Raw genomic sequence first — 21670 nt, 5'->3', positions numbered from 1 at the left:
CCTGCTGCCCGGCTTATTCCGCCGTTCGGCCCCGTTATTCAGTATTCTTTTTCTATGTCAATGCGCACCCTTGGGGCGATGGGCGCGGCCTGCCTGATGCTGGCACTAAGCCTGCCCGGCCGCGCTCAGCAGCCCCGCAACAACGACGGCTTCCTGCGCCGCAACGGCCAGATGGAAGTGGTCCGCAACGGCCAGCCCCGGCCCATGACCCGCGATGCCCGCCTACCCACCGGCGCCGTGGTCACCAAAGACGGCTTCATCGTGAGCCCCGACGGCCAGCGCACCGAGCTGCGCGACGGCCAAGGCTGCGACCTGCGCGGCCGCCCCGTAAAGGTGCTCACCACGGCCAGCGGGGCCTTGGCGCTGGGGACTCCCGTGCGAGCAGCTGCACCCCAGGCCACCCCCGAAGAACCACCTACCCGCTCCGTGCTGCAAGCCCTTTTCGGCGAAAGTGCCGACGACGAGGACAAAGATGAGGACGAAGGCAAGGGCAAGTACAAAGTGAAGAAAGCGAAAAAGCACCACGGCAAAGGCAAGGGCAAAGGCCACGGCCGCTGGAAAGGCGAGGACGATTAACGGCCTGGGCCGTATCTGCCTCCAAACCCCGGCGCCCTGGTACATCAGAGGCGCCCAAAGTCCGGAAACCAGCCCAAGCTCTTAGCACCCGGTTTCTTTAGTTAATCATGTATGCTTTACCGTTGCCTTTCTGCTCCTTTTTCTGACCCCGCTCGCCAGCGCCTTTTTGATGCAGCGGCCGAGGCCCTGCAGGCAGAAAGCGCCGGCCCCGATTCGCTGTTGGTGGGAAACCTGGCCTTGGCTACTGCCGAAATTGGCCCGCTCGACGCGGTGGTTATGCGGCCCCATGGCATTACGCTGCTGGTGTTTGTGCCCCGGGGCGGGCGGCTCAGCATTCCGGCGCTTGGGTATGGCTCGTGGCTGCTCGATGGCGCACCGTTTGCCTGTGGTGGCGAGTTCGATAACCCGTTTGAGCAGTTTATTCAGCAGCGGATGGCGCTGGAAACTTGGCTGAGCCCGCGCCTGAGCCCCGAGCAGGCCAACCTGCGCTTTATCAGCGGCATTGTGGTATTTGGCGGCCCGGTCACTTTTGGACCCGATGTGGAGCCGTCGCTCAACAGCGCGGCGGCCAACGGCTTCCAGCTCCTGACCAACCCCGCCGAGCTGCCCCGCCGCCTGCGCCAGCTCGCCAGCCCCGAAATTGACCTGAGCGAAGAAGACCTGGCCGAGTGGGCCGCCACCCTGGCGCCAGCCGATACCAGCCAGCCGGCCGAATTCGAAGCAACAAACGAAAACGCCTTTGCCAACCCGGCTAGCCAGGAAGACTGGGCTGAAGAGGGTCTTGATGAAGAAATTGAGCCAGCCGGCCAACCCGCACCTCAGCCTTTAGATGGTAGCAAGCCGGCTAATTTTCTAAGTCAGAAAGCCCGGCAGCTATGGGGCTGGCTTGGTGCCGACGACATCCCCGACGACGTACCCTACGGGTACAGCTCCGATGCCCTAGCGGCCCGCAGCGAGGAAAAGGAGCGCCTCGAGCAAATCCGGCTGCAAATGCAAGCCGATGTGGCCGCCCAGCTGCAAGCCATGGAAGCCCGCGAAACCGAGCGGGAGCGCAGCATTGCCCAGCTCCGAACGGCGCTGGCCCAGGCTCCAGCCGTTGCCCCCGAAGCGGAGGCGCTCGCCGCCCGACTGGCCGCCGAAAACCGCGAAAAAGCCGCCATGGAAGCGGCCATGCAGGCTTCGCGCGCCGAATCGGCCTCCCGCAACCAGGAACTCGACGCCAAGATTCAGCAGCTCAGCCAGCTCATTGAGCGCCTGAGCGCGCAGCCGGCCGCGGAGCCGGCCAGCCCCACGCCACCTACAGCTGACAGCCCACCAGCGGCTGCCGCAGCCACGGAGCCGCCCAAGCCCAGCGGCATTAATTTGGCAGCGCTGCGGCCTGCCCTTGTGGCTACCGCCAGCCCGTGGTTCCGGCAGCTGCGGGTGTGGCGTCGGCGTCTGCCGCGGCTCACGGTGGTGGCCGGGGTGGTCGCCATCGGCGGGTTTGGGGTGTGGGGGCTGAGCCACCTGGGCAGCACCCCGCCGGTGCCCTACCAGGAAAATGGGAAGTGGGGCTTTGCCGATGGCAAGGGCCAGCCCGTGATTCCAGCTCAATTCACGTCGGCAAGTCCGTTTCAGGCGGGCAGGGCGGTGGTAGCCCGCGACCATTCCTATGGGTTTGTGGACGAAGCGGGCAAAGAAGTGGTGCCCCCGGCCTACGATGCTCTCAATGCCTACGCCGGTGGCTATGCCCGGGCCCGCGTTGGTGATGCTTACACCTTTATTGACGAGGACGGGGAGGAGTTTGGCAACTACTATTTCAACGCCCGGGACTTTGCCGGGGGCCACGCCGCCGTGCTCGACCATCGCGGCTGGTACTACATCACCGGCCCCACCGAGCCTGCCAAGCCCGTTATTTTTCAAGAGGCGCATTCATTCGCCGATGGCCTGGCGCGGGTGAAACTCACCGATGGCTACACCTTCATTACCGCCGATTATCTAGACGACCCCAGCGAAGGCACAGCTCCTTTCGGGCGCTACGAGCAGGCCGCCGACTTTGTCGATGGCCACGCCCGCGTCACCCAGAAGGGGCGCAGCTTTCTGATTGACCGGCGCGGGGAAGTAGTCAAGTAGTACGCTCGCTCTGATTTTTAGCTCAACCCTGTAAAAAATAAAGCCCGGAAGTCGTCAGCCATTGCACCCCATAATGGCTGGCGACTTCAGGGCTTTTTGAGCTTGCCTGATGAAAAAGAATAAATTTACATATGGTCTAATTGCATCAATTCGCGCAAAACCCTTAGCTTGCGCCCCGCTTAACATTTAAGTAATATGGAAGTTCAAACTCTGAAGTATCCCGCCATCCAGAATTATGTGGGCGGGCAACCCGCAAACGATTCCGGTACTGCCACAATGGACGTATTTAGCCCCCTCACCGGGGCCTTAATTTCTACCGTTCCGCTGAGCGGAGTAGCCGCCCTAGACGCCGCAGTGCAAGCGGCCAAGGCGGCTTACCCTGCGTGGTCGGCGATTCCAATTAAGGAGCGGGTGCAAATTTTTTACCGCTACAAAACGCTGCTCGAGCGCGACATGAAAGCCCTTGCGGATTTGGTACGCGAAGAGAACGGCAAGACCTACGACGAGGCCCGCGCCGAAGTCGAGAAAGCCATTGAGCTGACCGAGTTTGCCTGCTCCATGCCGCAGCTTATCCAGGGCGAATTTCTGGAGGTGAGCAAGGGCGTGGAAGCCCGCGTCGAGCGCAAGCCGCTGGGCGTGGTGGCCAGCATCGCGCCGTTCAACTTCCCTAACATGGTGCCGCACTGGACCATCCCGAACGCCATTGTACTCGGCAATACCATGGTGCTGAAGCCCTCGGAGCAAGTGCCCCTGAGCGCGGTGAAGATTGCGGAGCTGCTGAAGGAAGCGGGCCTGCCCGACGGCGTGCTCAACATCGTGAACGGCGACAAGCAAATTGTGGAAGCCATCTGCGACCATCCCGATATTCAGGCCGTGTCCTTCGTGGGCTCAACCAAGATTGCCAAGGTGGTGTACATCCGCGCCACCAGCAACCTCAAGCGCTGCGTAGCGCTGGGCGGCGCCAAAAACCACCTGATGGTATTGCCCGATGCGCACCCCGAAATGACGGCTTCGAACGTGGCCGCCAGCATGTCGGGCTGCGCGGGCCAGCGCTGCATGGCCGGCTCCACCATGGTGGGCGTGGGTGCGATTGATGGCATCGTGGCCAAGATTGTAGAAGAAGCCAAGAAGATTGTGCCCGGCCAGAACCTGGGCTCGGTTATCAGTAAGGAGGCCAAGGAGCGCATCGAGCAGCACATCACCGAAGCCGAAGCGGCCGGGGCCAAGGTCTTGCTCGATGGCCGCAACGCCGTGGTGCCCGGCCATGAGGACGGCTACTACGTGGGCGCTACCGTGATTGACTACGTGACGCCCGACATGCGCATTGCTCAGGAGGAAGTATTCGGCCCAGTGCTCGCCATCATGCGCACCAATACGCTGGACGAAGCCATTGCCATCGAAAACGCCAATCCTTACGGCAACGCCGCCGCGGTATTCACCAGCAGCGGCAGCAGCGCCCGCTACGTCATGGACCACGCCAACGCCGGCATGATTGGCGTGAACATCGGCGTGCCGGTGCCCCGCGAGCCGTTCTCCTTCGGCGGCTGGAACGATTCGAAGTTTGGCGCCTGTGACATCACCGGCAAAAGCTCCATCGAATTCTGGACCCAGCTCAAGAAAACCACCACAAAGTGGAACCCCGAGTCCCGGGTGAACTGGATGAGCTAGTTTGAAATCACCACAGTCATGCTTCGCTCCGCTCTGCATGACGACGACCTTGTTATTCGTTGTTGAAGCTTGGCTAACAACTGATAACCAACATAAACACCCGGCGAGAATTCCCACTCAACACGTCGCGCTTCCGCCGCGCGCCGTGGCGGAACGGAGGGCTTTTCTGAACGGCGCACAGTACCAAACACCTTACTGGCTTCGGGGCCGCAGAGATAGAAGGCTGCCCCCTGTTTCGTAAGTTGTTGCGCCGAACGGGGAAGTCCTTCGCTTCCGTTTCCTTTCATTCCTTTGCATTCGATACTTATGCACCCGACCCTCGATACCGACAAGGACCAAATCCTGCACGACAACCTCGACCACACCCTCTTTTCCTGGTCGAAGCAAACGGGCCTGAACCCCATTAACGCCGAGCGCGCCGAGGGCGTGTACGTGTGGGACCGGGACGGCAAGCGCTACCTCGATTTCTCGTCGCAACTCATGAACGTGAACATCGGCCACGGCGACCAGCGCGTGACCGAAGCCGTAGCCGCCCAAATGCGCGAATTGAGCTACGTGTACCCGGGCATGATAACCAAAGCCCGCGGCGACCTGGGCCGGAAGCTGGCCGAAATCACTGCGCCCAACCTCACCAAAGCCTTCTTCACGCTGGGCGGCGCCGAGGCCATCGAAAACGCCATCAAACTGGCGCGGGTGTACACCGGCCGCCACAAGATTGTGACGCTGTACCAGTCGTTTCACGGTGCTTCTTATGGTGCCATGAGCGCCGGCGGCGACCCCCGCAAGTTTGCCGTGGATAGCCAGGCCATGCCCAACGTGGTGCACGTTGAAAACCCGTTTTTCTACCGTTGCCCCTGGCACTCCGAAACGCCCGAGCAGTGCGCCCAGCGTGCCGCCGATGCCATGGAGCGCATCATTGGCTACGAAAATCCCGGCAGCGTAGCCGCCATTATTCTGGAAGGGGAGTCGGGCACGTCGGGCTGCATCAAGTACCCGCCCGGCTACTGGACGCGCATCCGCGAAATCTGCGACAAGCACGGCATCCTATTGGTTGCTGATGAAGTGATGTCTGGCTTCGGTCGCACCGGCAAGTGGTTCGGCTCCGACCACCACGGCGTAAAAGTTGACATCATGTGCATGGCCAAAGGCATTACCGCTGGCTACCTGCCATTGGGCGCCGTGATGGTAGACGAGAAAATTGCCAAGACCTTCGACGACAAGCCGCTGCCCCTGGGCCTGACCTACTCGGCCCACCCCGTGAGCTGTGCCGCCGCCGTAGCTGTGCTCGATATCTATGAGTCTGATAACCTGCTGGAAAACACCGTGGAAATGGGCAAGTACATGGACGAGCAGGTAGCTCAACTCATGCGCCACCACCCCAGCATCGGCGACTGGCGCAACACTGGCCTCTTCGGCTGCATTGAACTGGTGAAGAACCGCGACACCAAAGAGCCCATGGCCCCCTGGAATGCGACCAACGACCAGATGGCCATCATGAACCAGGTTGCGGCCAAAATCCGCGAGCTAGGCATGTACACCTTCGTGCGCTGGAACTACATTTTCATCTGCCCGCCGCTGACGATTAACAAAGAGGAAATCGACGAAGGCCTGGCAATCATTTCGGAGGCCATCAGCATTGCTGATAAGTACGTGTACTAAGCAGTAGCGCGGAATTTTAGTCCGAGTGCGGTAACCTAAATTGAACAGCTAAAAATGTGCGTGGACGCGGACTACAAAGTCCGCGCTACTTTTCCTTATGGCTATACTCCTGAAAAACGGCCACGTCGTCACCGCCGATTCCGACGCGGTTTGCGACATTCTGATTGAGGGCGAAACCATCGTTTCCATTGGCCGCAACCTGTCGGCCGAAGGGGCGGAGGTTATCGACTGCACCGGCAAAATCGTTGTGCCCGGCGGCATCGACCCGCACGTGCATTTGGAGATGCCCTTCATGGGCACGTTCAGCAGCGATACCTATGAGACCGGTACCCGCGCTGCCTTGCACGGCGGCACTACCATGGTCATCGATTTCATACTGCAAAAGCAGGGCAACTCGTTGCGCGCCGCCTTTGACGAGTGGAGTGGCCGCGCCACCGGCAATGCGGTGGGCGACTACAGCTTCCACATGGCCGTGACGGATTTCAACCCCGATACCAAGGAGGAAATCAAGGACATGATTGCCGAAGGCATCACTTCCTTCAAAACCTTCATGGCTTATAAAGGCGCGCTCATGATTGACGACGCGCAAATGGTGGGCCTGATGCAGGAAGTGAAGAAGCACGGCGGCCTCGTGACGGCTCACGCCACCAACGGCGACATGATAGACACGCTCATTGCCCAGCACCGGGCGCAGGGCAAGCTCACGCCGCTCTACCACTACCTCTCGCAGCCCGAAGTGACCGAAGCCGAAGCCTCGGGCCGCTTCGCCGACATTGCGAACTACACGGGCGTGAATGCCTACATCGTGCACCTCACCTGCGAGGGCGCCCTCAACCAGGTACGCCGCGCTACCGAGCGCAACCAGCGCATGCTGGTCGAAACCTGCATTCAGTACCTGCTGCTCGACGCCTCGCTGTATGAAAACGAAGAGGAGGGAGCCAAATGGGTAATGTCGCCGCCGCTGCGTGAGAAGAAAGACCAGGCCACCTTGTGGGCCGGCCTCAACCAAGGGTTGGTGCAGGTAGTGGGCACCGACCATTGCCCCTTTATGTGGGACCAGAAACTGATGGGCAAAGACGACTTTTCGAAGATTCCCAATGGCCATCCCGCCGTGGAGCACCGCATGGAATTGCTCTTTTCGGAAGGCGTGAACAAAGGCAAAATCACGCTCAATAAATTCGTGGAAGTGACCTCCACCAATGCCGCGAAAATCTTTGGCATGTTCCCGCGCAAAGGCACCATCAGCATTGGTGCCGACGCTGATTTAGTGATTTTTGACCCCACTAAAAAGCACAAAATATCGGCCGAAACGCACCATATGAATTGCGACTATTCCGGCTACGAAGGGTGGGAACTCACCGGCAAGATTGACACCGTTTTGCTGCGCGGCAAAGTAGCTGTAGACGCCGGCGAAACGAAGGTGGCGAAAGGCTACGGACAGTTTATTAAACGGAGCAAAACCGCTTTTTAATGAACTAATTGGCTTGATAGGCAAGCGCTTTTCCGTTCCGATTGGAGCGAAGGAAATCCTTGTGCCGATGCGGCTAGCTCAACCTTGCGCAATGCCCTATTTTTTGCTTAACTTTTAGCCCACTTTGGGCTGACGAATAAGAATTTTAATTCATCACCTTTCAATCCTTTGTGCGGAGACCAGGACGGATTGCTCCATCGTGCCTCCTCGCAATGACAATTAATCCCAACCCACTCCAACCGCATGTCCAGAATTATCAAATCCGGCCTGATTCAGATGAGCCTGCCGATGACCGAAGGCGAAGGCACCATTGAGGAAATCAAGGAGGCCATGGTGCAGAAGCACATTCCGCTGATTGAGGAAGCCGGCCGTCAGGGCGTGCAAATCCTGTGCTTGCAGGAAATCTTTAATACCCCGTATTTCTGTCCCGGCCAGGACAAAGCCTGGTACGCCTCGGCCGAAGCCGTGCCCGGCCCGACTACGGAGCGCATGGCCGAGTACGCCAAGAAATATAACATGGTAATGATTGTGCCCGTGTACGAGCGCGAAGCCGCTGGCTTCCTCTACAACACGGCCGCCGTGATTGACGCCGACGGCACTTACCTCGGCAAGTACCGCAAAAACCACATTCCGCACACCTCCGGCTTCTGGGAGAAGTTCTTCTTCAAGCCCGGCAACATGGGCTATCCCGTGTTCCAGACCAAGTACGCTAAAGTGGGCGTGTACATCTGCTACGACCGCCACTTCCCCGACGGCGCCCGCGTGCTCGGCCTCAACGGTGCCGAAATCGTGTACAACCCTTCGGCCACCGTAGCCGGCCTCTCGCAGTACCTCTGGAAGCTGGAGCAGCCCGCGCACGCTGCTGCCAACGGCTATTTCATGGGCTGCATCAACCGCGTCGGCACCGAGAAGCCTTGGAACCTGGGCAAGTTCTACGGCACCAGCTACTTCGTGGACCCACGCGGCCAAATCATCGCCCAAGCCAGCGAGGACAACGACGAGCTGCTGGTATCGGAGTTCGACCTGGATATGATTGACGAGGTGCGCAACACCTGGCAGTTCTTCCGCGACCGTCGCCCCGAGACCTACGAGAAGCTTGTGGAGCTGTAGGCCACTCCAGTAATCAGAACGGTGATGCTGAAATGGTCGAAGAAGTCATTTCAACCACGTCGTCTGTCATGCTGACGAAGGAAGCATCTTATCAGGTTCGAACGAATCGTTTCAACGTGAGAAGATGCTTCCTTCGTCAGCATGACAGACGGTGCGGGTAATGTGCTTCTGTCGACCTCAGCATGACGGCTCCTTCTCTTTCTTACAATTCGAGTCCCCCGCCCCCAATGGCCGAATATTCCACCCCCACCACCGAACAGGAATTCCAGCTCAATTTTGCGCAGCTCAAGCCCCACATGAACCGGACGGAGGCGCTGTACGAAAGCTCGCGCTGCCTGTTTTGTTTCGACGCGCCGTGCATCAAAGCCTGCCCTTCAGGAATTGACATTCCGCAGTTTATTCGCCAGATAAATTCGGGCAACGATACTGGTGCGGCGCGGACTATTTACGAGGCTAATTACTTCGGCAACGCCTGCGGCAAAGTGTGCCCTACGGAGGTGCTGTGCGAGGGTGCTTGTGTGTACAACCTGCAGGATGTGAAGCCCATCGAAATTGGTCGCTTGCAGAGCTACGCCACCACCAAGGTCATTGAAAGCGGCAAAAAGTTGTTTGGCCCGGGGGCGCCCAATGGGAAAAGCGTGGCCGTAATTGGCGCGGGTCCTTCGGGGATTTCGGCAGCCTGCGAGCTGCGGGCGTTGGGGTACGAAGTGGACGTTTTTGAAGCCAAAGCCCAGCCTTCGGGCCTCACGGTTTACGGCGTGGCACCCTACAAAATCACTAACGAAGAAACACTGGCCGAAATGGCCTATTTGCAAGCACAATTCGGCTACAACGTGCACTTTAATTCGCCGATTAATTCTCGCGAAGAATTAGCGGAATTAGAGAGTAAATACGACGCCATTTTTCTCGGAATTGGCTTGGGCAAAACCAACGACTTGGGTTTGCCGGGTGAAGACAAAATCAATTGCACCGGCGCCGTAGAGTTCATTGCGGAATTGCGCCAGCATCACCACCAGGTAGCGGTGGGCCAGAAGGTAATTGTGCTGGGCGGCGGCAACACGGCGATGGATGCGGCCTCCGAATCGGCCCGCCTTGGGGCCGAGAATGTAGTGCTGGCCTACCGCCGTGGCAAGGAAGAAATGGGCGCCTATGACTTCGAATACGACCTGGCCAAAGGTGTAGGAGTGAAGGGCTTGTTCAACGTGGCCCCGGTCGAGATTATGGGCAACGGCTACGTGGCGGGCGTGAAATTTATCCGCACGGAAACCAAGGAGGGCAAGGTATCGGAAATTGCCGGCTCAGAATTCGTGGAGCCCTGCGACATGGTGATAAAAGCCACGGGCCAGGCCAAGCAAACCAATTTCCTGAGCCTGATTCCGGGCCTGAAGGTGGACGGCAAGGGCCGCATCGTGGCCGATGCCCACACCGGCCAAACTACCAACCCCCAGTACTTCGCCTCCGGCGATGCCTGGAATGGTGGGGCCGAAGTGGTGAACGCCGCCGCCGAGGCCAAGCTCACGGCCCGCGGCATTCACGCCTACCTGAGCAAGTAAGGTTTTACACCCAAGCTATAAAAAGTGTCATCCTGAGCACAGCGAAGGACCCAAGGACAGCAGCACAATTCGCAGTAACTCCATAGTTCAAGCCCATTCGTCGACCGTGATAAGGTCCTTCGCTGCGCTCAGGATGACAGATAAAAAAATTAAAATGCCTGATTTATCCATCAATTTCGCCGGCATCAAATCGCCGAACCCTTTCTGGCTGGCTTCGGCTCCGCCCACCAACTCCGGCTACCAAATCATGAAAGCCTTCGACGCCGGCTGGGGCGGCGCGGTGTGGAAAACGCTGGGGGTTCCGGTAGTCAATGTTTCCAGCCGCTACGGCGGGGTAAACTACCGCGACAAACGATTGGTCGGCTTCAACAATATTGAGCTGATTTCGGACCGCCCGCTGGCCGACAACCTGCGCGAGATTGAGGAAGTGAAAAAACGGTTTCCGAACCACGCCGTCATCGCCTCGCTCATGGTGCAAACCCGGCAGGAATGGCACGACATCGTGCGGCAATCGCAGGACGCCGGCGCCGATGGTTTTGAGCTGAATTTCGGCTGCCCCCACGGCATGTGCGAGCGGGGCATGGGCTCGGCAGTAGGCCAGGAGCCTAAGGTGCTGCAGATGATAGTGGAGTGGGTGATGGAAGTAGCCACCAAGCCCGTCATCGTGAAGCTAACTCCCAACATTTCCGACATCACGGAGCCGGCCATGGCCGCGCGCCGCGGCGGGGCCGATGCCATTTCGCTTATCAACACGATTCAGAGCATCGTGGGCGTGGATTTGGACAAGTTTGCGCCGTACCCCATTGTGGACGGCAAGGGCACCAACGGCGGCTACTGCGGCCCGGCCGTGAAGCCCATTGCTTTGAACATGGTGAAAAACTGCGCCCAGCACCCCGACGTGCGCCTGCCCATCTCGGGCATTGGCGGCATCGAGAATTGGCGCGATGCCGTGGAGCACATCTTGCTGGGTGCCAGCAGCGTGCAGGTTTGCACGGCCGCCATGCACTTCGGCTTCGGCATCATTCGCGAAATGACTTCCGGGCTGGAGCAGTACATGGTCGACAAGGGCTTCAACACCATCTACGACTTCGTAGGCAAGGCTCTGCCCAACGTTCTGCACTGGGAAGACCTGAACATGAAGTACAAGGTGACGGCCAACATCCACGAGGACAAGTGCATTGGCTGCCAGCTCTGCTACACCGCTTGCGAAGACGGTGCTCACCAAGCCATCAAGCTGAACGCCGGCACGCGGGTACCCGAAATCATCGAGGAAAACTGCGTGGGTTGCAACCTCTGCTCGCTAGTGTGCCCCGTGGAAGACTGCATCACCATGGACCGCACCGACGACGGCACCGAGCATCTCACCTGGAAGCAGCGCACCGAAGCCGGCACCGCACCCACCGAGTTCAACGACGAGCGCGCCGGTGGCCGCCACCATTGGGTGCCCGAGCCGGCCGCTGCCCTGGGAAAAGAGCGCCACAAAACGCTACCCGGCAAAGCCCGCATTTTGAACGGCGAAACCGAGGTGCCAGCCACCGCCTAAACCCAAGAATTTCATTGCCAAAACAAGGGGAAAACCTACTCTCGGATAAGCCGTAAAAAATTGGTGCCCAGATTGCTGAGAGCAAGCTTTCGCAATTAATCTGGTCTGTTTTTTGTATTAACGGAAGTATCCACTTGTTAATTCTGCGCGCTTGCGTAGCTGGTCATGAAAACGAAATCCTTGTTGTTTGCTATTGGTTTTTGCGCGCTGCTTCTGAGCGGTTGCGCCGCCTCGGTTGGGGTAGGTGCCGACTATGGGTATTATCCACCGGTTCATGCATACTACGCTCCCGTTCGGCCTTACTATTACCCGCCACGCCCCGTGGTTGTGGTGCCCCGTTACTACCGCCCGCCCTACCGCTCACACTATGATGGTTACCGGCGCGATGGTGGCAACAATGGCTACGGCAACTATGGCCACAGCCGGCGCCGGTTAGACTAACCCGAAGGCATTCTTAGCCGCGGTTTTGTCGACCGCACTTCTCCCGGGCTGCCCGCACTGCAAAGTGTGAGCAGCCCGGTTTTTATTGAGCTAAACCGAAAGGTTACCGGCCTTGCAATTCGAAGGTGTTGGGCGCGTGTACGGTGCCCGCCCGCTCGCGCAAGGGGCGGCCATTGCGGTTGCTGCGGCTGGCCTGAATTTCGGCCACTATTGCCAAAGCAATTTCCTCGGGTGTTTCGCTGCCCAGGTCTAAGCCGATGGGGCTGTGGAGGCGGGTCGCAAGCAGTTCCTGCTGCTCGGCTTCGGTAAGGTCCAATTCGTCGAGCAGGCGCGCCGCTTTGGCGCGGGGGCCGAGGAGGCCGATGTAGGGCGTGGGCGTTGCCAGGTGCAGCTGCAGGGCGGCCAGGTCGTAGGCGTAGTTGTGGCTTAGGAGCACGGCGTAGGCAGTGCCCGGCGCTTCTTGAGCCATGGCTCCTACCGGGAGCACGCGCACTTCGGCGGCTTCGGGGAAGCGGGCGGGGGTGGCCAGGTTGGGGCGGCCATCGAGTACGATGATGTGCCAGCCCAACGAGGCAGCCAGGCGCACCAGCGGCTGAGCATCGTTGCCTGCGCCGTAGATGCGCAAGCGCAGGGGCGGGGTAAGCAGCTCCACCAGCGCCCGCACCGGGCCCGCTTCGGTGTCGATATCCAGCACCTGCGAGGTGCCTTGGGCCAGCGTGGCGCGGGCCGACTCGGCTAGTGGGGCCGCCAGGGTAGCCGTGCCGCGTACTGCGCCCGCCGCCGTGAGCAGCAGGCGCTGGCCCACCCCGGCCCGTAAGTCGGCCGCTTCGGTGGCAAAGACGGTGGCCAGTACGGCGGGCTCCGGGTAGCTGGCAAAACTGCGCAGCAACTCCATGGCATTTTCGGCATTGGCGAAATCAAGCGGCTCGAGCAGAATGCGTACCACACCCTGGCAGCCAGGGCCCAGGCCGTGGCGTGGGTCGTCTTCGTCGCGGGTGTCATAGGTGACGAGGGCAGGTTGGCCCCGGAAAATAGCTTGCCGGGCCCGCTGGCGGGCGTCGCCTTCCAGGCAGCCCCCGCTGATGGCGCCGGTGAGCTGGCCGTCGTCGGTGACGAGCATGCGGGCGCCGGGGCGCCGGTAGGCCGAGCCCAGCACCTCCACCACCGTGGCCAGGGCGCAGGGCCGCCCATCGGCGCGGTGCTGGTCGTAGGCTAGAAGCAGGCGTTGCAGTTCAGTCATGAATTAAGTAACAGCCAACGGCAGGCTTGGATTGCGCGGCAACCTGCAGTGGGGATGGGTGGGGCATAGGAAAAGTACATTACGGGACTTCGGATTTACATTACGGGACTTCGGGTTTCTTGTAGGCGCTTTCGGGAGGTTTTATTCCTTTTTATAGTCCATCAAATGGAAATGCTTTGCACCACAAACCTCGGGTAATGGTACGTGCCTGCTGGTTTTGTACTTTAAGACGTTAGCTCAACTAGACCGTTGGAGTAGTACTTGGTTCACCGAGAAGTTGCGTGAGTTCGTCTGGAAAAGGGTGTGGTTAGGCTAAAATAACCGGGACGATATTCACGTGGCTGATACTTTCGAAGTGTGAGAATGGCAACAGTCGTTTTCGGCACTTCACTTTCGGTCTCCTGGATGATGTTTACCAATATTCAACAGTATTTTCGCTTCTACCTGGCGTTGGCTTTATCTATTCTGTTGGCTATTGGAGTCCGGTTGCAAGCTGCCCCGCTGGGCTCAGGAACGACTGCAAAGGAAGAAGTAACCACGAGCGCACCGGCTGGCTTTCAGGGCCCTGGTGCGGGTGGTACGGTGGCAGCGCGCTAACCCCGCCCGCCCCGCCGAACCCGATTGTAAAACAAGCCGGCCCGCTCCGTAGTAAATCTACTGGAGCGGGCCGACTGTATTTTCGGGCCGTCGGCGCTACCTTCCGGCCCCATGAAAATTCTTTTAGTCGAAGACGAACCTGCGGTGGCGGCCTTCCTCCACCAGGGCCTTACCGAGCAGGACTACACCGTGGACCTGGCCGCCGACGGTCTGCTGGGGCTGCGCCGGGCCCAATCTACGCAATACGACTGCCTGATTCTCGACCAGATGCTGCCGGGCCTGAGCGGCCTGGAAGTGTGCCGGCAGGTGCGCGCCCACGACCCCGGCGTGCCCATCCTCATGCTCACTGCGCTCGGGGAAACCGATGATAAAATTCGCGGCCTCGACGCCGGAGCCGACGACTACCTGGTGAAGCCCTTCGCCTTTGAGGAACTCCTGGCCCGGCTGCGCGCCTTGGTGCGCCGCCGCACCGAAGCCCCCGCGCCCAAGGCCGTGCTGCACCTCGCCGACCTCACCCTCGACCCCGCGGCCAAGCGCGTGGAGCGGGCCGGGCAGGCGGTGCAGCTCACCGCGCGGGAGTTTTCCCTGCTGGAATACCTGCTGCGCAACCAAGGCCGCGTGGTTTCCCGTGCCGACTTACTGGAGCACGTATGGGACATGAGCTTCGATACGGGCTCGAATGTTATCGACGTGTATATCAATTTTTTGCGCAAGAAAATTGACAAAGGCTTTGAGCCCAAGCTCATTCACACACTGGTAGGCATGGGCTACGTGATGAAGACGGAAGGGTAGAAGAACAAAATTCCCCTCCTTATCTAAGGAGGGGATGTGGCCGCGAAGCGGACACTGGGGTGGTTGGATTCGTTGAACGATGGGCGCTGGGTTCGTTCGGGTATCGTTCAACGGCACAACCACCCCCGTCCGAGCCGTTGGCTCGAACATCCCCTCCTTGGTAAGGAGGGGAGTTATCTAACATCCTTTTAAACGCTACCTCTCCGTGTCCATACGTCTGCGTCTTGCCATTCAGTTTGGGGCCATTCTGGCCGTGACGCTGCTGCTGTTTGCGTTGGCTATCTACTTTGCCACCAAGCAGTCGCGGCGGGCGCTGTTTACCCAAAGCTTGTTTAAAAGGACGCTGGTGGTAGGCCATGCCTACGCCGAAGGCCAGGAAAGCCGCAACGCCAACCAGCAAGCCTCGTACCGGCGCTACCTGCGCCAGCTCTACCGCACCCTGCCCGAAGAAGAAGGACGGGTTTATGATGCCTCCAACCGCCTGGTGTTTCGGGAAGGGCAGGGCCCCGCCAAGCCAGTGCCCGCCGCCTGGCTGGCCGAAGTGCGCCGCAGCGGCCGGGCCGTGCTGGAGCCCGAAACCCACTACCACGAAACCGTGGGCCTGCTCTACCAGGATGCCCGCTTGGGGCCGCTGGTGGTGGTGGCCTCGTCCGTAGACGAAGACAGCCGCCAGCAGCTGGCGCAGCTACGCCAGCTGCTGGCCGTTGGGCTACTAGCCGCGCTGGTGGTCATGGGCATCGGCAACTGGTTTTTTGCCGGGCAGGCCCTGCGCCCGCTGCGCCGCATGGTGCAGGAGGTCGACGGCATTACGGCCACCGACCTGAGCCAGCGCCTCACGCAGGCCGCGGGTACAACCGATGAAATTGGGCGGCTGGCCCAGCGCTTCAACCGCCTGCTCGACCGGCTGGAATCGGCCTTTGCCGGCCAGCGCACCTTTGTGCGCGACGCCTCGCACGAGCTGCGCACCCCGCTCACCGCCCTGATTGGGGAGCTGGAAGTGGCCCTGCTGCAAGCCGAGCGCCCGCCAGCCGAGTACCGGCGCGTGCTGCAAAGCACCCTCGATTCGGCCCGCCAGCTCAACGAGCTCACGAACGGCCTACTGCAGATTGCCCGGGCCTCCGACGACCCGTCGCAAGTGCCCATGGGCCCGGTGCGGCTCGACGAGCTGCTGCTGCAGGCCCACGAGCAGCTGCTGCGCCGCCACCCCACCTGCCGGGTCGACCTCGATTTTCGCGAAGGCGAAGAAGCCAACTGCTTCACCGTGCGCGGCAACGAAGCGCTGCTGCTCTCGGCCGTGCTCAACGTGCTGGACAATGCCTGTAAGTTTTCGGCCGGCAATGGCGGCACGGTCACGGCTTCGCTGGCCCGCACCGCCCACCACCTCACGCTGCTGGTCTCGGACGAAGGCCCCGGCCTGAGCCCGGCCGACTTGCAGCAGGTGTTCGTGCCGTTCTTCCGGGCGGCCACGGCGCGGGCGGTGCCCGGCCACGGCATTGGCCTGCCGCTGGCGGCCCGCATTATGGCGCTGCACGGCGGTACGGTGCGCGTCGAAAGCGAAGTGGGTACGGGCACCCAGGTATGGCTCAATTGGCCTGTTTAGCCCAATTTTGGCGTTTTATCGGTTTTAATTTCCTTTTAATTCGAGTTTAATTCGGTCTTAATAGCGCCCCCGTAACCTTGTGTCAGAATTACAACGGTTACGACGCCTGCTCGCTTCTGCAGCAGTCGTCCTATAATTAAGACACGGTTATGTCAGAAATTATTTCTTCACCGGCTCGCACCGGTGCACGCATTGCGGCGGCCACCGAGCCGGCCGCCCCGGCGCCCAAGCCTTCGGTTTTTAGCTCAATTGGGCAGGATGCTCCGGCCGGGCTGGTGGTTTTCCTCGTGGCCCTGCCGTTGTGCCTGGGCATCTCGCTGGCCTCGGGGGCGCCGCTGCTCGCGGGCCTCGTTACGGGCATAGTGGGCGGCGTATTGGTGAGCTGGCTCAGTGGCTCGCAGCTGAGCGTGAGCGGCCCCGCCGCCGGCCTCACCGTGATTGTGCTCACGGCCATCAGCACGTTGGGGTCTTTCCAGGCGCTGCTGGCGGCTACGGTAATCGCCGGGGCCATTCAGGTGCTGATGGGCGTGGCCAAGGCCGGAGTTATCGGCATGTACTTCCCGGCAGCGGTTATTCGCGGCATGCTGGCTGCCATTGGCTTGATTCTGATTCTCAAGCAGATTCCGCACTTCCTCGGTGCCGATACCGACTATTTTGAAGACATGGACTTTCTGCAGTTCAACGGCCAGAATACCTTTTCGGCTATTGGCGCTGCTGCCAAGGCCCTGAGCCCCGGCTCGGTGCTGGTGGGCTTTGTGTCGCTGGCGCTGCTGCTCCTGTGGGATACCAGCGCGGTGCAGCGCCAGGCCTGGGCCCGTAAGGTGCCCGGCGCGCTGGTGGTCGTGCTGGTTTCCATTGGCCTCAATCAGCTGCTGCGTGCCGTAGCCCCCGATTACCAGGTACGCCCCGAGCACCTGGTGAAGCTGCCCATCGTATCGTCGCTCAGCGGTTTGCTCGGCCAATTGACTTTGCCGGACTGGTCGGCTTTTGCGCGGCCCGCCACCTACGGCGTGGCCCTGACCATCGCCATTGTAGCCTCACTGGAAAGCCTGCTCAGCGTGGAGGCCGTCGATAAACTCGACCCGCACAAGCGCCGCACGCCGCCCAATCGCGAGCTGATGGCCCAAGGCGTGGGCAATATGGTGAGCGGCCTCATCGGTGGCCTGCCCATGACGGCCGTGATTGTGCGGTCGTCGGCCAACATCAACTCCGGTGGCCAAACCAAACTGTCTTCGTTTATCCACGGCCTGTTGTTGCTGGCCAGCCTGCTGTTTCTGGCTTCGGTGCTGAACATGATTCCGCTCTCGGCGCTGGCGGCGGTGCTGCTCACCGTGGGCTTCAAGCTGACCAAGCCGGCGCTCTACCGCACGCAGTGGAAATTGGGCTGGGCCCAGTTCTTGCCGTTCATCGTGACCATCGTGGCTGTGCTGTTTACCGACCTGCTCAAGGGCGTGGGCGTGGGTCTGGTGGTGGGCTTCTTCTTCATCCTCAAGGCCAATGCCGAGCAGGCGTATTTCCTGACCCGCGACGCCCCCGGCCGCGAGCCCGGCACGTTCTACCTGCGCCTTTCCGAGCACGTGTCCTTTCTCAACAAGGCCAGCATCATCAACACGCTTGAGCGCCTGCCCCGGGGCAGCCGCGTTATTCTCGACGGCAGCAAATCGATGGACATCGACCACGACGTGCTCGAAGCCATCGAATCGTTCCGCCAGGTAGCCCCCGAGCGGCACATCGAGCTGGAGCTGCGCGGCATTTCTCAGGTAGCCGTAGCTGGGCATTAGCCGGCGGCTTCGGTTGTTCTCTTCTTTCTTTACAATCCCGTATACTTTGACTGCTCACTCCCTTATCACTAAATCCCCCAATGCCATGGCCGGTGTAGAAAATATTCTTGAAAACAATCGTCACTGGGTGGCCGAGAAAAATGCTCAGGACCCCGGGTTTTTTAAGCGGCTGGCCAACGGGCAACAGCCCAAGTACCTGTTCATTGGCTGCTCCGATTCGCGGGTGCCGGCTTCCGGCATCACCGGCACCGGTCCGGGCGAAATGTTTGTGCACCGCAACATTGCCAACCTGGTGGTGCACAGCGACATGAACCTGCTCAGCGTGCTGCAGTATGCCGTGGAAGTGCTCGGCGTAAAGGACATTATGGTGGTAGGCCACTTTGGCTGCGGAGGCGTGGCCGCCGCTGCTTCCAACAAGCAGTACGGCCTGATTGACAACTGGCTGACGCCCATCCGCGACGTAATCCGGCTGCACGAAACCGAACTTTTGCGCATCAAAGACGACAAGCAGCGCCTGCGCCGCCTGGTGGAGCTGAACGTAATTGAGCAGGTCCGCAACCTGGCTAAGACCAACATCATCCAGAACGCCATGCGCTCCGACGACCCGCCCCGCCTGCACGGCCTCGTGTACGATGTAGCCGATGGCGTGCTCAAAGACATGAAGGTGGACAGCAACTACGTGATGCGCGAAATGGCGCACATATACGGCACCGAAGCCGAGGAACACGAAGTAACCCCTGCACAGGAAACGCCCGCTGCCTCGCAGCCCGGAAACGCCAATAACGCCAAAGCCCAGAAACCTGAGAAGGAAAAGCAGTCGCTGCCCAGCATAGCAGGATAAGCAGTGGCCCAATACACGAAAAGCCTTCCACACAGCACTGTGCGGAAGGCTTTTTGTGTATTGGGCCAAGCCTCAACCGCCCAAAAAAGCCCGGCGACTGCTAGTGTCGCCGGGCTTTTTTGTATTGCGATGAGCTGATTACTTCGCCGCTTGAATTTCGGCTACGGCTTTCTCCACGGCTTGCTGGGCTTCGGCGGCATTGGCGCGGCCGGCTTTGGCAGGCACTATGCCTTGCAGCAGGCCAATTATGGGCTTGTCGGCGCCGTAGGATTTGTATTTCACGCCGAGGTCTTTCAACCGGGTGATGCCTTCGGACAGGGCCGTGGGGTCGTCGAGGCGGCCGAGCATGGTGGCTATGGGCGCCATCAGGTTGAGCTTACCCTGGGGCCGGGCCGCGTCGAACTTGTCGCGCACATAAGGCCACTGGGCCAGGGTGCCGTTCTTGGCATACACTTCCGTCACGGCCTGGGCGAGAGCGGCGTGGCTGTCGCTTTCATACTTTTTAGCCTCAAGTAGGGCCACAGAGGGCTTCACGGCAGCCAGGGCGCGCAGGGCCGCGCCTTGCACGTTGTACGACTGACTGTTGAGCTGCTTGGAGAAAAACTTCTCGTCTTTCTTGTCCTTCGCCTTGGCCAGGGTGGTGAGCAGGCTCGACAAAACAGCCGGGTCTTTCTCTTTGGTGGCCAGCTTGCGCAGGGCCGGGGCAGCGGCTTTGGCCACTGCTTTGTCGTCCATTTTCAGGGCTTCGATGGCGGCAATGCGCAAGCTGTAGAACTTGTCGTTGAGGGCGGCCAGCAGCATTTTGCGCGCGGCGGCATCAGTGGTCTGCACTTTGGCAGCGGCTTCTACGGCCTCGCGGCGGTCCACGAACAGGGGCGCGTGGCTGTACTGATAGACCGACTCGCTTACCGGCTTGTTGTCGGTTTTAATCCAGAGCGTTTTCTTGTTGGCGTCCACGTTCACCAGTTCGGGCTTGGCCGCGAGGGGCATGGTGAAGGTCTGGGTGGCCTCGGTCATGGTCACGGGCTGGTGCTGCACCTTGCCGCCCACGTAGTAGTCGATAACAAACGGCAGCTGGAACACTTGGCCCGGCTGGGTCTGCTTCACGGTCACGGACTGCACTTTCTTGGCCGCATCCCAGGCATAGTCGATAGTTACAACGGGGTGGCCCGGCGCGAAGTACCACTGGTTGTAGAACCAGTTCAGGTCCTGGCCCGATACGGCTTCGAAAGCCAGGCGCATCTGGTGGGCTTCGCCGTTGCCCAGGGCGTTATCCTTGAGGTACTTCTGCAGGCCGGCAAAGAATACGTCGTCGCCGAGGTAAGTGCGCAGCATGTCCATGATGGCGCCGCCTTTCTGGTAGCTCACCAGGTCGAATACCTCTTCCTGCTCGTCGTAGTGGAAGCGCACCAGGGTTTTGGTGGCGTCGCGGGGGCTGCTGAGGTAGCGGCGCAGATAGCGGTAGTAGTGGGCATCGGCGGCGTCTTTGCCGTACTTGTGCTCGGCGTAGAGGCCTTCCGAGAAGTCGGCCATGGTCTCGTTCACCGTGATGTTAGCCCAAGATTCGGCCGTCACGTAGTCGCCGAACCACTGGTGAAACAGCTCGTGCGCAATCACCGATTCGCCGCCGTACTCGCGGTCCAGCAGTTCGCGGTCGGTGAGTTGAACTTGCTCGCCGTGCAGGGTGGCGGTGGTGTTTTCCATGGCGCCGCTCACGTAGTCGCGGGCCACAATCTGGGCGTATTTGTTCCAGGGATACTCCACGCCGAGGCGGTTGGAGAAGAACTCCAGCATGTCGGGCGTGTTGCCGAAAATCTGCTTGGCAAAGGGGGCGTACTTCGGCTCGAGGTAGTAGCTCACTTCCTTGCCGCGCCAGGTGTCTTTGGTGATGCGGAAGTCGCCCACCGCCATCATAAACAGGTAGGGGGAGTGGGGCAGGTCCATTTTCCAGGTGTCGGTGCGCAAACCGGGGCCGGCGGGCTTCTGGCTTACCAAGGCGCCGTTGCTCAGCGTGACGTACTTGCTCGGCACGGTCATGCTGATTTCCTCGGTCGTTTTCTGGTTGGGCCGGTCAATGGTGGGGAACCAGGCCGAGGAGCCTTCGGTCTCGCCCTGCGTCCAGATTTGCACGGGCTTGCCGGCCACGGCGCTGTCCGGGTTGATGAAGTATAGGCCTTTGGCGTCGGTGATGGCGGCGCTGCCTTTCACCTTCAGCTCATCGGGCTTGGAGGTGTAGTCGATGTAGATGGTGTATTGCTCGCCCGGCTTGTAGGTCTTGCCCAGGTTGATGCGCAGGTTGGCGGCATCGGTGTAGGTGTACTTCAGCGGCTGCTGCTGGTCGCCGTTCATCAGGGCCACGGTCTTGATGTCCATGCCCTTGGCGTCGAGTCGCAGCGAGTCGGTGGGGTAGGCGTGGGGCTTCAGGGTTACCCATTCCTTGCCGTAGAGGTAGCGCTTGGCGTAGTCAAAACGCACGTCGAGCTTGGTGTGCACCAAGTCGTTGATTTTGGTGGCCGAGGCGCGGTAGGGGGATTCCGCTTTCGCAGCGGGGGTGGTGGGGGGCTGCGCCAGGGCCGGTGCTGCGGCTACCAAGCCCAGCAGGCCCAACGCTAAAAGGTGCTTCATGTAAAAGAAGTGGTTGAAAAAATGAGGATTCGCGCGAAGGACCCGGCCGCCTAGGCAAGGT

The 21670-nt window shown here is 60.3% G+C and carries 15 protein-coding genes; 13 read left to right on the top strand and 2 right to left on the bottom strand.

What is annotated here, in order from left to right:
- Positions 1 to 54: 54 nt before the first annotated feature.
- The 8 genes from LJ738_RS04265 (at position 55) to preA (ending at position 11692) form a co-directional block, all read left to right on the top strand.
- Entirely contained in the window at positions 55 to 576 is a 522-nt protein-coding gene (locus LJ738_RS04265) for a DUF6799 domain-containing protein (RefSeq protein WP_227785075.1), read from the top strand.
- A gap of 111 nt (positions 577 to 687) precedes the next feature.
- Positions 688 to 2688 carry a WG repeat-containing protein gene (locus tag LJ738_RS04260; RefSeq protein WP_227785074.1) on the top strand — a complete coding sequence of 667 codons (2001 nt, stop codon included), beginning with the start codon at positions 688 to 690 and terminating at the stop codon, positions 2686 to 2688.
- A 195-nt stretch (positions 2689 to 2883) separates the two neighbouring features.
- Positions 2884 to 4356 carry a CoA-acylating methylmalonate-semialdehyde dehydrogenase gene (locus tag LJ738_RS04255; protein ID WP_227785073.1) on the top strand — a complete coding sequence of 491 codons (1473 nt, stop codon included), beginning with the start codon at positions 2884 to 2886 and terminating at the stop codon, positions 4354 to 4356.
- A gap of 306 nt (positions 4357 to 4662) precedes the next feature.
- Complete coding sequence (locus LJ738_RS04250; protein WP_227785072.1) at positions 4663 to 6015, top strand: aminotransferase class III-fold pyridoxal phosphate-dependent enzyme; 1353 nt, start codon at positions 4663 to 4665, stop codon at positions 6013 to 6015.
- A gap of 97 nt (positions 6016 to 6112) precedes the next feature.
- Positions 6113 to 7486 carry a dihydropyrimidinase gene (gene hydA, locus LJ738_RS04245; RefSeq protein ID WP_227785071.1) on the top strand — a complete coding sequence of 458 codons (1374 nt, stop codon included), beginning with the start codon at positions 6113 to 6115 and terminating at the stop codon, positions 7484 to 7486.
- Positions 7487 to 7729: 243 nt separating this feature from the next.
- Entirely contained in the window at positions 7730 to 8596 is an 867-nt protein-coding gene (locus LJ738_RS04240) for a nitrilase-related carbon-nitrogen hydrolase (protein ID WP_227785070.1), read from the top strand.
- A gap of 227 nt (positions 8597 to 8823) precedes the next feature.
- The gene (locus LJ738_RS04235; RefSeq protein ID WP_227785069.1) at positions 8824 to 10149 is read left to right on the top strand and encodes an FAD-dependent oxidoreductase; all 1326 of its coding nucleotides are present in this window, start codon (positions 8824 to 8826) and stop codon (positions 10147 to 10149) included.
- A gap of 154 nt (positions 10150 to 10303) precedes the next feature.
- Positions 10304 to 11692 carry an NAD-dependent dihydropyrimidine dehydrogenase subunit PreA gene (gene preA, locus LJ738_RS04230; protein ID WP_227785068.1) on the top strand — a complete coding sequence of 463 codons (1389 nt, stop codon included), beginning with the start codon at positions 10304 to 10306 and terminating at the stop codon, positions 11690 to 11692.
- A 544-nt stretch (positions 11693 to 12236) separates the two neighbouring features.
- Here preA and LJ738_RS04225 read toward each other — a convergent pair.
- Positions 12237 to 13373, bottom strand: a complete 1137-nt coding sequence (locus tag LJ738_RS04225) for an XdhC family protein (RefSeq protein ID WP_227785067.1) — start codon at positions 13371 to 13373, stop codon at positions 12237 to 12239.
- Positions 13374 to 13736: 363 nt separating this feature from the next.
- On the opposite strand from LJ738_RS04225, the gene LJ738_RS04220 reads away from it, so the two are divergent.
- The 5 genes from LJ738_RS04220 to LJ738_RS04200 all read left to right on the top strand — a co-directional run bounded on the left by LJ738_RS04220 (position 13737) and on the right by LJ738_RS04200 (position 18984).
- The gene (locus tag LJ738_RS04220) at positions 13737 to 13970 is read left to right on the top strand and encodes a hypothetical protein (RefSeq protein ID WP_227785066.1); all 234 of its coding nucleotides are present in this window, start codon (positions 13737 to 13739) and stop codon (positions 13968 to 13970) included.
- A gap of 111 nt (positions 13971 to 14081) precedes the next feature.
- Complete coding sequence (locus LJ738_RS04215) at positions 14082 to 14762, top strand: response regulator transcription factor (protein ID WP_227785065.1); 681 nt, start codon at positions 14082 to 14084, stop codon at positions 14760 to 14762.
- Positions 14763 to 14967: 205 nt separating this feature from the next.
- Complete coding sequence (locus tag LJ738_RS21430) at positions 14968 to 16362, top strand: HAMP domain-containing sensor histidine kinase (protein ID WP_227785064.1); 1395 nt, start codon at positions 14968 to 14970, stop codon at positions 16360 to 16362.
- Between the two features lie 149 nt (positions 16363 to 16511).
- Positions 16512 to 18143 carry a SulP family inorganic anion transporter gene (locus tag LJ738_RS04205; RefSeq protein ID WP_227785063.1) on the top strand — a complete coding sequence of 544 codons (1632 nt, stop codon included), beginning with the start codon at positions 16512 to 16514 and terminating at the stop codon, positions 18141 to 18143.
- A gap of 85 nt (positions 18144 to 18228) precedes the next feature.
- Positions 18229 to 18984 carry a carbonic anhydrase gene (locus LJ738_RS04200; RefSeq protein ID WP_227785062.1) on the top strand — a complete coding sequence of 252 codons (756 nt, stop codon included), beginning with the start codon at positions 18229 to 18231 and terminating at the stop codon, positions 18982 to 18984.
- A 138-nt stretch (positions 18985 to 19122) separates the two neighbouring features.
- Here LJ738_RS04200 and LJ738_RS04195 read toward each other — a convergent pair whose 3' ends face one another.
- Complete coding sequence (locus LJ738_RS04195) at positions 19123 to 21609, bottom strand: M1 family aminopeptidase (protein WP_227785061.1); 2487 nt, start codon at positions 21607 to 21609, stop codon at positions 19123 to 19125.
- Positions 21610 to 21670: the final 61 nt, after the last annotated feature.

The organism is Hymenobacter plasmatis (assembly GCF_020711255.1).
Classification (GTDB): domain Bacteria; phylum Bacteroidota; class Bacteroidia; order Cytophagales; family Hymenobacteraceae; genus Hymenobacter.
This window is presented reverse-complemented; position numbering and strand designations above follow the sequence as displayed.